Source organism: Caulobacter sp. GW821-FHT12D05 (assembly GCF_058807295.1).
Window position 1 is genome coordinate 489,394 of the sequence record NZ_JBXAQO010000004.1, and the last position, 11,476, is coordinate 500,869.

Annotated in this window: 14 protein-coding genes; 3 read left to right on the top strand and 11 right to left on the bottom strand. The window is 69.1% G+C overall.

The window, feature by feature from the left end:
* Window positions 1-265: 265 nt before the first annotated feature.
* The 6 genes from AC1RRR_RS20465 to AC1RRR_RS20490 form a co-directional block, all read right to left on the bottom strand.
* Window positions 266-1,471, bottom strand: coding sequence for an OmpA family protein (locus AC1RRR_RS20465; protein ID WP_492815712.1), 1,206 nt, complete (start codon window positions 1,469-1,471; stop codon window positions 266-268).
* A gap of 347 nt (window positions 1,472-1,818) precedes the next feature.
* Window positions 1,819-2,946, bottom strand: a complete 1,128-nt coding sequence (locus AC1RRR_RS20470; protein ID WP_492815713.1) for an ABC transporter permease — start codon at window positions 2,944-2,946, stop codon at window positions 1,819-1,821.
* Window positions 2,943-3,863 (bottom strand): ABC transporter ATP-binding protein, encoded by a 921-nt coding sequence (locus tag AC1RRR_RS20475; protein WP_492815714.1) that lies wholly within the window; start codon window positions 3,861-3,863, stop codon window positions 2,943-2,945. The genes AC1RRR_RS20470 and AC1RRR_RS20475 overlap by 4 nt, the downstream gene beginning before the upstream one ends.
* Window positions 3,860-4,843 carry an HlyD family secretion protein gene (locus tag AC1RRR_RS20480; RefSeq protein WP_492815715.1) on the bottom strand — a complete coding sequence of 328 codons (984 nt, stop codon included), beginning with the start codon at window positions 4,841-4,843 and terminating at the stop codon, window positions 3,860-3,862. The genes AC1RRR_RS20475 and AC1RRR_RS20480 overlap by 4 nt, the downstream gene beginning before the upstream one ends.
* Window positions 4,840-5,481: a TetR/AcrR family transcriptional regulator gene (locus AC1RRR_RS20485; protein WP_492815716.1), complete on the bottom strand. Its 642-nt coding sequence runs from the start codon at window positions 5,479-5,481 to the stop codon at window positions 4,840-4,842. Before AC1RRR_RS20485 ends, AC1RRR_RS20480 begins: the two co-directional genes overlap by 4 nt.
* Window positions 5,482-5,562: 81 nt before the next feature.
* The gene (locus AC1RRR_RS20490; RefSeq protein WP_492815717.1) at window positions 5,563-6,396 is read right to left on the bottom strand and encodes a class I SAM-dependent methyltransferase; all 834 of its coding nucleotides are present in this window, start codon (window positions 6,394-6,396) and stop codon (window positions 5,563-5,565) included.
* A gap of 72 nt (window positions 6,397-6,468) precedes the next feature.
* Here AC1RRR_RS20490 and AC1RRR_RS20495 point away from each other — a divergent pair, with 72 nt between their 5' ends.
* Window positions 6,469-6,876 carry a helix-turn-helix domain-containing protein gene (locus tag AC1RRR_RS20495; protein ID WP_492815718.1) on the top strand — a complete coding sequence of 136 codons (408 nt, stop codon included), beginning with the start codon at window positions 6,469-6,471 and terminating at the stop codon, window positions 6,874-6,876.
* An 11-nt stretch (window positions 6,877-6,887) separates the two neighbouring features.
* Here the strand turns inward: AC1RRR_RS20495 and AC1RRR_RS20500 are convergent, their stop codons facing one another.
* Window positions 6,888-7,748, bottom strand: coding sequence for a DMT family transporter (locus AC1RRR_RS20500; protein ID WP_492815719.1), 861 nt, complete (start codon window positions 7,746-7,748; stop codon window positions 6,888-6,890).
* Window positions 7,749-7,850: 102 nt separating this feature from the next.
* Here AC1RRR_RS20500 and AC1RRR_RS20505 point away from each other — a divergent pair, with 102 nt between their 5' ends.
* Window positions 7,851-9,233, top strand: coding sequence for an aminotransferase-like domain-containing protein (locus tag AC1RRR_RS20505; protein ID WP_492815720.1), 1,383 nt, complete (start codon window positions 7,851-7,853; stop codon window positions 9,231-9,233).
* On the opposite strand, the gene AC1RRR_RS20510 is transcribed toward AC1RRR_RS20505, so the two are convergent.
* From AC1RRR_RS20510 to AC1RRR_RS20520, 3 genes are read right to left on the bottom strand one after another with little or no spacing between them, the layout of a single operon-like run.
* Window positions 9,230-9,580, bottom strand: coding sequence for a DUF2200 domain-containing protein (locus tag AC1RRR_RS20510; protein WP_492815721.1), 351 nt, complete (start codon window positions 9,578-9,580; stop codon window positions 9,230-9,232). The genes AC1RRR_RS20505 and AC1RRR_RS20510 overlap by 4 nt on opposite strands.
* A complete protein-coding gene (locus tag AC1RRR_RS20515) occupies window positions 9,577-10,227 on the bottom strand; it encodes a glutathione S-transferase family protein (RefSeq protein WP_492815722.1) in 651 nt (216 codons plus the stop codon). The genes AC1RRR_RS20510 and AC1RRR_RS20515 overlap by 4 nt, the downstream gene beginning before the upstream one ends.
* Window positions 10,228-10,252: 25 nt before the next feature.
* Window positions 10,253-10,627 carry a nuclear transport factor 2 family protein gene (locus AC1RRR_RS20520; RefSeq protein ID WP_492815723.1) on the bottom strand — a complete coding sequence of 125 codons (375 nt, stop codon included), beginning with the start codon at window positions 10,625-10,627 and terminating at the stop codon, window positions 10,253-10,255.
* Between the two features lie 72 nt (window positions 10,628-10,699).
* Here AC1RRR_RS20520 and AC1RRR_RS20525 point away from each other — a divergent pair, with 72 nt between their 5' ends.
* Entirely contained in the window at window positions 10,700-11,131 is a 432-nt protein-coding gene (locus AC1RRR_RS20525; protein WP_492815724.1) for a MarR family winged helix-turn-helix transcriptional regulator, read from the top strand.
* On the opposite strand, the gene AC1RRR_RS20530 is transcribed toward AC1RRR_RS20525, so the two are convergent.
* Window positions 11,128-11,475 (bottom strand): RidA family protein, encoded by a 348-nt coding sequence (locus AC1RRR_RS20530; RefSeq protein WP_454761696.1) that lies wholly within the window; start codon window positions 11,473-11,475, stop codon window positions 11,128-11,130. The genes AC1RRR_RS20525 and AC1RRR_RS20530 overlap by 4 nt on opposite strands.
* Window position 11,476 lies beyond the last annotated feature (1 nt).

The following is an 11,476-nucleotide window of genomic DNA, read 5'->3' on the forward strand; positions in this document are numbered from 1 at the left end:
CCTCCAGACATCCGCCCCCGGACAACGCCGTTCGTTAACAGGATGGCCACAAGGGATAGTGGTCGGGGGTGGATGACGCCCGCGGGCGACCTTCCGCGCAAAGCCCCGGAAACCGGGCCTTCGGATCAGATGTGGGGTCGATGGACCCTATCACCAAGCGTCGCCATGGGCTCCGACTCGAGGATTCGGACCAGCCGAGGTCCAGACATAGAGAAAGGGCCCGGCGTCGCCGCCGGGCCCTCCCAAGTCTTCAGTCGATTCGATCTTAGAAGTTGATCGAGATCGTGGAACGGCGGTTCAGCGGTTCCTTCACACCGTCGCCGGTAGCGACGGCCGGAGCGCTTTCACCCTTCCAGTCGACGCCGAGCACGGCAGCCGGGACGCCTTGCGAGACCAGGGCGTCAGCGACGGCCTTGGCGCGGCGTTCCGAGAGCTTGGCGTTGTACTTCGGCGAACCCGACGTGTCGGTGTGGCCGACGACGACGATCTTCGTCGCGTGACCATCGTTCGAGTACTTCGCGGCTTCCGTGACCACCGATTGCGCTTCCGTCGTCAGGACCGATTGGTCGAACGGGAAGTACACGATGAACTCGCGGGCCTCATACTGCGGCGGCGGCGGAGGCGGCGGCGGCGGGGGAGGCGGCGGAGGCGGAGGCGGCGGGGGAGGCGGCGGCGGCGGGGGCGGCGGGGGAGGCGGCGGCGACGCGAACGAGTAGCGGAGACCCACGGTCACCGACTGGTCCTTGTACTGGCCTTCGAAGGCGCCCGGCTGCAGCGAGTTCGAACCCAGCGACTGCCAGGTGTGCTCGCCGCCGGTGATGTAGCGGTAGGTGAAGTCGATCTTCAGCTTGTCCGTGGCCTTGATCGAGGCGCCGGCGATGGCTTGCCAAGCGATGGCGAGATCGTCGTCGTCAACGGTCAGGTTCTGGATGGCCGGGTTGGTCGCCGTGATGGCGCCCGGAACGCTGCTGAACTGACCCAGGGTCTTGACGTCCAGGCGGTTGATGCCGACGCCAGCGCCCAGGAAGGGGTTCAGCCACGAGCCCGGAGCGAAGTCATAAATGACGTTCGCCATCAGGGTCCAGGCTTCGATCGAACCGTCCGGCGAGCCGCAGGTCGGGGCGGCGGCGGTGCGGGTGACGCCCGGGGTGCAGAGGCCGACCGGCACGCGTTGAGCCGGGCCGTGGACGCTCTTCAGGTCGCCGGGGCGATAGCCGCCTTCGACTTCAGCGCGCCAGTTCGGGTTGAACTGGTAACCGAGGCGAACGAAGCCGGTCCAGTCCTTCTCGGACTTCCAGGCCCAGTGATAGTGAGCGCCGTCCGGAGCGTTTTGGTCCGACTCGGTCTTGATGCTCTGCGGCCAGTGGTAGCCAAGGTCGACCGCGCCGTACCAGCCGGTCTCTTGGGCCGAAACGCCCGACGCGGCGAACACCGCGGCCAGAGCAGCTCCTGCCAGGAGGTTGAGTTTCATAATTGAAGAGCCCTCTATTGCCCTGCCCAGGCCGGAGACCGACCGAGCACTGTTATACCAAGGCGAACGCCACGGGAAAGTGTCAGCAAAGACACACTCGTCAGGTTTCGCCCCCCTGCCCATTGCTCAGGAAAGCTAAACAAGACCGCCCCTCAGAATCAACTTCCGAGCGTGCCCGCCGTCATCCACGGAAGATAAGCGTCTGCTCCGCTGGGTTCGCACGTGAACCGTTTGCACGCAAGGGCTTGCGGCCAGGAAATGGTCAAGCATTCGCAGATCGTCGCCAAAAAACCTCACCTTTTGACGGGGTTGGTCAGGTCGTCGACCAACCTTGGCCAGACTCGGGCCTAATCCAGAGTGGTGCGATAGCGGGCCATGGCCAGGGCCGAGACGGCCAATACGAACACCCCGAGGGCGGAAAGACTTGGCCATAGCTGGGCGACGTCCAGGCCCTTCAGCAGGGCGCCGCGCACCACCCGAAGGAAGTGTGTCACCGGGATCACGCTCCCCAGACCCTGCGCCCATTGCGGCATCCCACGGAATGGGAACATGAAGCCCGACAGCAGGATCGACGGGAAGATGTAGAAGAACGACATCTGCATCGCCTGCAGCTGGGTCCGGGCCACGGTCGAGATCAGGAACCCCAGGGCCAGCGAGCCGATGATAAACAGCACGACGCCCAGCGACAGCGCCGTCCAGCCGCCGGCCATCGGGATCGAAAACAGCGCCCGCGCCAGCATCAGGATCACCGCCGTCTGGATGATCCCGACGGCCACATAGGGCGCCAGCTTGCCGATCATCACCTCGATGGGCCGGGCGGGCGTGGCCAGCAGGCTCTCCATGGTGCCGCGCTCATATTCGCGGGTGACGCCCAGCGACGTCATCATCACCAGGGTCATCGACAGGATCACGCCCAGCAGACCCGGCACGATGTTGTACGAGGTGATGGCTTCAGGATTGTAGCGGCGGTGGATCACCACCTCGAACGGGTCGCCGCCGGGCTTGCTCACCGCGCCCACGAGGTCCCGCGTCAGCGCCGTGCGCGGCAGGTTGGCCAGGGCCGCGATCGCCCCGCCGGTGGCGGCGGGATCCGAAGCGTCGGCCTCGACCAGGATCTGGGGCGCATCGCCCCGCACCACGCGGCGGGTGAAGTCGGCGGGGATGGTCAGGGCGAACTGCACCTCGCCCCGCGCCACCGCGTCGTCGAGCTCCTTGGGCGAGGTCGCGGTGCGGACGATCTCGAAATAGCCGCTGTTGACCAGGGCCGACAGCGTGGAGCGCGCCATCGGCCCCTGGTCCTGCACCAGCACCGCCGTCGGCAGGTCGCGCGGGTCGTTGTTGATGGCGTAGCCGAACAGCAAGAGCTGCACGATCGGCATGACCAGGATCATGGCGTAGGTCAGCCGGTCGCGGGTGAGCTGGATGAACTCCTTGATCAGCACCGCCAGGATGCGGGCGCCCGATAGCTGGCTCATTGGAAGTTGTCCGACGACTGCCCCATCAGGCGGATGAAGACGTCCTCCAGGGTCGGCTGGACCTCGGTCCAGACCAGCGGCGGCTTCTTGTACGGCGCGATGGCGGCCTCCAGGGCCGCGCGGTCGGTCCCGCTGACGTGCAGCGCCGCGCCGAACGGGGCGGCCATGATCACGCCGGGCTTGCCGGCCAGTTCACGGGCCAGACGGTCAGCCCCCTGCCCCTCGGCCCGGAAGGTGACTAGGCCGCTGTCGGCGATCACCGCATCGGCCGTGCCCCGCGCCATCAGCTTGCCGTAGGCGATATAGGCGATGTCGTGGCAGCGTTCGGCCTCGTCCATGTAATGGGTCGAGACCATAACGGTCAGGCCTTCGGCCGACAGGGCGTGGATCTCGTCCCAGAACTCGCGGCGGGCCTTGGGATCGACGCCGGCGGTGGGTTCGTCGAGCAGCAGCAGCTTGGGCTCGTGCATGACGCTGGCGGCCAGGGCCAGGCGCTGCTTCCAGCCGCCCGACAGCGAGCCGGCCAGTTGCTTCTTGCGGGCGGTCAGGCCCAGGCGATCCAGGCTGTCCTTCACCCGCTCGCGGCGGCGATCCAGCTCGTGGACGCGGGCGACGAAGTCGAGGTTCTCCTCGATCGACAGGTCCTCGTAGAGCGAGAACTTCTGGGTCATGTAGCCGGTCTGGCGTTTGACGGCCTCGGCGTCCTGGCGGAAGTCCAGGCCCAGCACCCGCCCCTCGCCGCTGTCGGGGGTGAGCAGGCCGCACAGCATGCGCAGGGTGGTGGTCTTGCCCGAGCCGTTGGGGCCCAGGAAGCCGGTGATCCGCCCCCGCTCGACCTGGATCGAGACGTCCTGCACGACGTGGCGCGGGCCGAAGCTCTTGTTCAGCCCCCGGACATCGACGGCCAGGTCGCTCACCGTTCTCCCTCCAAGGGAACGACGTCGACCGGCTGCCCCGGCGCCAGCGGCGCGCCGGGATCCGGCCGCGCCTCGACTAGGAACACCAGGCGCTGGCGGGCCTCGCGGCTGTAGATCACCGGCGGGGTGAACTCCGAGCGCGGCGAGACATAGTTGATCCGCGCCGTCCGCTCGGGACCGCAGCCATCGCACGAGAAACGCACGGCCATGCCGGCCCGGTACCGCGCCACCTCGGCCTCGGGCACGAAGAACCGCAGGCGTACCCGGTCGTCGGCCAGCAGGGCCACGACCGGCTGGTTGGCGGCGGCCCATTCGCCGGGCTGGTAGAAGACGTCCTGCACCCGGGCGGCCTTGGGCGCGCGCGGGCTGATCTGGTCCAGGCGATCCTGGGCGCCGGCCAGGGCCTCGCGGGCCGAGGCGACGGAGCCTTGCGCGGCGCTGACCGCGTCCGGCCGCTGCCCCAGGGTCCCGACATCCTTGCGCCGCGCGACGGCCGCGGCGTTGGCGCGGGCGGTGTCCAGGGCTGCCTTGACCTGATCCAGGCGCGCGGGGGCGTAGATGCCCTTCTTCACCAGCGGCGCGATGCGATTGTAGTCGGCCTGGGCCTGACGCACCTGGGCGTCGGCGGCGGCGCGCTCGGCGTCGAACACCGCCAGCTCCTGCGGACGCTGGCCCTTCTCGGCGTCGCGCAGCTGGGCGGTGGCGATGGCGACCTGGGCGGCGGCCTGGTCGCGGGCGGCGGTCAGCTGGGCGGCGTCCAGGGCGAACAAAGGCTGGCCGGCCTTGACCCGGTCGCCGCGCTGCACGGCCACCGTGCTGACCAGGCCGGCGTTCGAGGCCCCCACGTAGAGCGTCTCGCCCTCGACATAGCCCGACAGGCGGTGCGGACGATGGGCGTCCGGGCCGAGGAGCTTCCAGCCCAGGAAGCCGGCGACGCCAACGGCCGCGACGATGGCGATGATGCGGACGGGCGGCTTCATGGCAGCATGACCACGCGCGAGGCCAGGCCGGTCAGCACGGTCTCGCAGTGCTGCAGCGCCAGGGCTTCCAGGTCGACCGGCGGCGCGCCCACGGGCGAGAAGGTCTCCTGCCAGATCACGCCCATCAGGACCGGCCCGACGATGCTGAAGGCCTGGAGGCGCGGATCGCCCGGGCGGACCTCACCGCGCTCCTGGGCCTTGGCCAAAGCGCCGGTCATCGCGCCGAGCGCGCGGCTGACCACCTCGTCGTGCCAGACGCGAGCCAGCTCCGGGAAGTTGCGCGACTCGCCGACGACCAGCTTGGCCACGGCGCCCAGGCGCGATGTCCCGATCACCGTGACGATGCGGCCGACCGCCAGACGCAGCAGGTCCGGGAACGGCAACGTGGCCTGGGCCAGCATGATCTCGACCATGCCGATGTTGGGCACCACCGCCTCGCGGACCACCGCGCGGAAGATGTCCTCCTTGGTCTCGAAATAGAGATACAGCGCGCCCTTCGAGATCCCGGCCCGCGCGGCGATCTCATCCAGCTTCGCGGCGGCGAAGCCTTTTTCCGCGAACACCTCGAGCGCCGCCTGGACGATCTCGCCAGGCCGCGCCTCGCTGCGCCGCCGCCATTTGGGGGAACCGGCCTGCATTTTCCTGACCCAATATATAACTGACCGGTCGGTTATATATTGGGTCTGTGGAAAACTCAAGCTCCCGGAGTTCGGAGGCCCCTACCCTTCCGCCGTGACCAGCCAGCAGGCCGAGGTCATCTGGGCGACGCCGTCCTTGACGTAGGGCTCCAGCGCGATCGCCACAGCGTCCCAGACCGTGTCGCGCAGGTCCTCGTCGGCGTCCTTGAGGATCGGGTTCAGCGGCCCGACCCGCAGGCTCATGGTCATCAGTTCGTCGAAGGAGAGCGGGGTCGTCACGTCCAGCGGCGCGATCTCGATCCCCCGCCAGCCGCTGGCCTCCAGGATGCCGCGCACGCGCTCGGCGTCGGCGAAGGCGAAGCGGCCCGGCGCGTCCTTCTCGAACTTCGGCATCTCCGGCAGCAACGGCGCGGCGGCGTGCAGCGGGACCAGCGCCAGCGGGTTCTCCTCAGGCGCTCGCCAGGCGGCGAAGGCCAGCCGGCCGCCGGACTTCAGCGCCGTGCGCAGGTTGGCGAAGGCCGCGACCGGGTCGGGGAAGAACATCACCCCGAAGCGCGAGACGATGGCGTCGTACTCGGCCTTGAAGCTGTGGGTCTGGGCGTCGGCCAGCAGGAACTCAACACCCTCCAGCCCGTCCTCGCCCGCGCGGCGGCGGGCCAGCTCGACCAGGGCCGGCGAGATGTCGACCCCAACCGCGCGGCCCGTGGGTCCGGTCCGCCAGGCCGCCGCGAAGGTCGTCGCGCCCGAGCCGCAGCCGACGTCCAGCACGGCCTCGCCATTCACGAGGCCGGCGGCGTCGACCACCGCCTGCGCGATCGGGGCCATGATCCGGTCCAGCAGCGCCTGATGCTCGACCCACACCCGGCCGGCGCGGTCCCAGTAGGCGGCCATGTCGCGTTCGGGGGTAGTGGTCATCGTCTTCTCCGTCGTTGCCAGCATCGGCCTGTCCGCGCATCCTGCAAGTTCAAGCGCACTTGAGGTCAAGCGATGTTCGGCATCGATATTTCAGAACTCTCGAAACGCTCGGGCGTGCAGGCCTCGGCCTTACGATTCTACGAGGAGAAGGGGCTGATCGCCTCCATCGGGCGGCGGGGCCTCAAGCGATTGTTCGCGCCCGAGACCGCCGAGCGGCTGGCGCTGATCGCCCTGGGCCGCGCCTCGGGCTTCTCGCTGGACGAGATCGCCGGGATGCTGGATGGTCCCGACATCGACCGCGACCGCCTGCGGGCCAAGGCCGCCGACCTCGACCGCCGCATCGACCAGCTGACCCGCATGCGCGACGGCCTGCGCCACGCCGCCGACTGCAAGGTCCCGCAGCTGATGGACTGCCCGCACTTCCTGCGCATCGTGAAGGTCGCCGGCGCCCGGCGACGCTATCGAGCCGAGGTCGTCTAGGAGGGGGCGCTCTAGGCGAACCGCTTGGCCCCAGCCACGCACAGCACGATCACGGCGGTGACGGCCAGCATCGCCGGCGCGATCGGCTCGTGCAGCAGCAGGCCGGCCAGGGCCAGGCCGAAGAACGGCTGCAGCAGCTGCAGCTGCCCGACCTTGGCGATGCCGCCCAGCGCCAGGCCCCGGTACCAGAACACGAAGCCGATCAGCATGGAAAACACCGAGACATAGGCCAGGCCCAGCCAGGCGCTGGTCCCGATCCCGCTCCAGGCCATGGGCAAGGTGACCACCGCCAGGATCGCCATCACCGGCAGGGCCAAAACGAGCGCCCAGCAGATCACCTGCCAGCCGCCCAGCCGGCGCGACAGCACCGCCCCCTCGGCATAACCCAACCCGCAGGCGACGATCGCCGCGACCATCAGCAGGTCGCCGACCACCGACCCCGAGCCACCGCGCGAGACGGCGAAACCGGCCACCGACAGGCTGCCGATGATCGAGAAGACCCAGAAGGCGGGCTTGGGCCGCTCGCCGCCGCGCAGCACGCCGAAGATCGCGGTGGCCAACGGCAGCAGACCGACGAAGACGACCGAGTGGGCGGCGTCGATGTGCTGTAGCGCTAGGCCGGTCAGCAGCGGAAACCCAACCACCACCCCTAAGGCCACCACCAGCAGCGGCTTCAAGTCGGCCTCGGCGGGCCGCTTCTGCCGGAACATCAGCAGCAACGCCGCGCCCAGCAGGGCGGCGATCACCGCGCGGGCGCAGGTCAGGAACACCGGCCCGAAGCCGCCGATCGCCACACGCGTGGCCGGCAGCGAGCCGCTGAAGATGATCACGCCCAGGAGCCCGCTGCCCCAGCCTTTGGATGTCTGTTCCATGTCCAGGCTTTAGGCGCGCCACCACGCCGGGCACAGAAACGGTCAATACGATTTCAATCGAACTGTATGCTATCCATAGCCATACAGTTGAGGAACGCCCCGATGGCCAAGCCCGCCAGCCGCACCGACGAGGTTATGCGCGCGATCCGCGCCCGCATCGCCAGCCGCGCCCTGGCGCATGGCGAGCGCCTGCCGTCGATCCGGACCCTGGCCGCGACCCTGAAGGTCTCGCCCTCCACCGTGGTCGAGGCCTATGACCGCCTGGCGGCCGAGGGCGTGGTGCGCTCGCGGCCAGGTTCGGGCTTCTACGTCTCGGAAGGCATGGCGACGCCGGCCGTCAATGAGCTCCAACCCCGCGCCGACCGCGCCATCGATCCGCTGTGGGTCTCGCGCCAGTCGCTGGACGCCGCGGCCCAGGCGCTGAAGCCCGGCTGCGGCTGGCTGCCGCCCGACTGGATGCCGGGCGCCATCCTGCGCAAGGCGATGCGGGGCCTGTCGCACGCCGACGACGAGGCGCTGGTCGAGTACGGCCATTCGCGCGGCCTGCTGGACCTGCGCCAGCTGCTGGCCCGCCGCGCCGCCGCCGACGGGCTGGACGCCTCCCCCGAGCAGATCCTGCTGACCGCCTCGGGCACCCAGGCCATCGACCTGATCTGCCGTTTCCTGCTCAAGCCCGGCGACGCGGTGCTGGTCGACGATCCCTGCTACTTCAACTTCCAGGCCCTGCTGCGCGCCCACCAGGTGCGGATCGTCAGCGCCCCCTTCACGCCCACCGGCCCGGACCTGGCGCGGTTCGCCGAGGTGCTGACCACGGAGCGGCCGCGCCTCTACATCACCAATTCGGCGATCCACAATCCGACCGGCGCCAGCCTGTCGGCCCAGACCGCCCACAAGCTGCTGACCATCGCCTCGGCGCACGGCCTGGTCATCGTCGAGGACGACATCTTCGCCGAGTTCGAGCCCGAGCCCTCCCCGCGCCTGGCCGCCTTCGACGGCCTCACCAACGTCATCCGCATCGGCAGCTTCTCCAAGACCCTCTCGGCCTCGGTGCGCTGCGGCTACATCGCCGCGAGGCCCGACTGGATCGAGGCTCTGGTCGACCTGCAGGTGGCCACCAATTTCGGCGGCGCCAGCCCGATGGCGGCCCGGCTGGTCTTCGACAGCCTGATGGACACCGGCTATCGCCGCCACGTCGAGGCCCTGCGCCGGCGGCTCTCAGGCGCGCGCCGCGACGCCACGACCCGGCTGGCCAATCTGGGCGTGAAGCCGTGGGTCACCCCGCGCGGCGGCTTCTATCTGTGGGGCCGGTTGCCGGACGGAAAAGACGCCTCGAACCTGGCTCGCACAGCCCTGGAGCAGGACGTCATCCTGGCCCCCGGCAACGTGTTCAGCGCCGCCCAGACCGCCTCGGACTTCATGCGCTTCAACGTCGCCCAGATGCAGGACCCGCGCGTCTTTTCAGTGTTGAAGGCGGCCCTGGCCTAGGCCGGCGTCCGCAGGATCTTGGCCATCGCCTTGCCCTTGGCCAGCTCGTCGATCAGCTTGTCCAGATAGCGGATCTCACGCATCAGCGGCTCTTCGACGTTTTCGACCCGCACGCCGCAGACCGTGCCGGTGATCAGCGCCCGCGCCGGGTTCAGCCGGGCTTGGGCGAAGAAGTTTTCAAAGTCGGTCTTGTCGGCGATCCGCGCCTCCAGCTCGTCCTGGGAAAAGCCGGTCAGCCACAGGATGATCTCGTCGACCTCCTCCTTGGTCCGCCCCTTCTTCTGCGCCTTGGCGACATAGGCCGGATAAACGCTGGCAAAGCTCATGGCGTAGATGCGGTGGCTCATCCGACGGCCTCGCCCTGCGACTGCGCCCAGCCCTTGGTCGCCGCGCAGACGTCCATCGCCCGGCCATAGGCCGGCCGCGCCGTGGTGCGGGCGACATAGGCCTGCTGAACCTCGCTGAGGTCGTAGCCGCCCGCCCGCTTGGCGAACTGCAGGGCGTAGGTCACCGAGATGTCGGCCGCCGTGAACGCCTCGCCGGCCATGAAGGGCGCGCGCTCCAGCTGCCGGTTCACCAGCCGCAGGCGGCCCTCGAACATCCGCACGCCCTTGCGGGCGCCCCAATTGTCCTTCTCGTCGTCGGGCGCGAGGATCTGGCTGACCACGCGCATGAACATCGGCATCGCCAGCCCCGCCTCGCCCAGGTGCAGGAACTGCTGATAGGCGGGGAAGGCCGGATCCAGCGGCCCGGGGGCCAGCGGCGTCGGCCCGTGGCGGGCCATCAGATATTCCATGATGGCGATGGACTCGACCATGGTGACGTCGCCGTCGCGGATCGCCGGGATGAAGCCGGCCGGATTGATGGCCATGAACTCGGTGTCGTTCTCGACCCCGGCCAGCATGTCCACCGGCCGCAGCCGATAGGGCAGCCCCATCTCCTCCAGCAGCCATGCGACGCGGAAGCCCCGACCTTCGCCGTAGAGGGTGATCATGACCGCAGGCTCCCTTATGGTTGGCCTACTCTATGTCGCGGATATCGAAACGCGCCACCTTGCCGTCGCGAAACGTGAAGGCGTGGCCGACCGTCTTGTCCTTGAGACCGTGCGTCTGGCCCTCCAGAGGATTGCCGTCGAGGTCACGAATGGTCTGGATGACCTCGGCGACCACCGCCCCGTCGGCGGCGCGATGGAAGCCGACCGGCTCGACATGGGGGCTGATCACCGACCACTGGCGGGTCCAGTAGTCGCGGACCGCCGCCTGACCCTGCTCGTGGCCGCCGTCCATGCCATTGGCCCAGGCGACGTCGTCGGTCAGCCAGGCCATGACGCCGTCGATGTCACGGGCGTTGAAGCGGTCGTACAGGCCGTTAAGAACCGCGATTTCGGCGTCCATGGGGATCACTCCTTGCCAATTACATATGCACATATGTATCTAGGCGTGACGGAACGCAAGGGAAGAGCCGCGATGGATGTGCTGTCGACGCCGGGCCACCTGATCAGCCTGGCCGCCCGCGGCTTCGCCCGGCTCAGCGAGGCGCGGCTGAAGCCGCTGGGCTTTGGCCTGGGCCACGTGCCGGTGCTGGTCGCGCTGCGCGACGGCCAGGCCAGCACCCAGCGGGATCTGGCCCGCTTCGCCAAGGTCGAGCAGCCGCCGATGGCCCAGATGCTGGCCCGCATGGAACGCGACGGCCTGATCCGCCGCACGCCCGATCCCGCCGATGGCCGCAGCAGCCGGGTCACCCTGACGGAGGCCGCCGAGGCGCGCCTGCCGGATGCGGTCGCCACCCTGCTCGCGGGCAATCAGGAGGTGCTGGACGGCTTCTCGGACGCCGAGACGCAGCAGTTGGTCGGCCTGCTGCAGCGCCTGCTGACCAACCTCGACCGGATCACCAGCTAGCGCGCCGCGACCCCGACGATCTCGACCGCATAGTCCGGCCGCGCCAGGCGGGACTCGACCGTTGCCCGCGCCGGCGGGTTCTCGGTATCGACCCACGCGTCCCAGGCCCGGTTCATCTCGTCGAAACCGGCGATATCGGCCAGATAGATGGTGACGCTGACCAGCGCGGCCTTGGTCACCCCGGCCTGGGCCAAGGTGTCGTCGATCTGGGCCAGCACCTCTTGCGTCTGGACAAAGACCGACTGCCCGCGCGTCTCCTCGGCCACGTGGCCCGCCAGGAACACCAGGCCATGGGCGGCCACCGCGTCGCTCCAGCGTTGGGCCTTGCCGATACGTTCAATCATG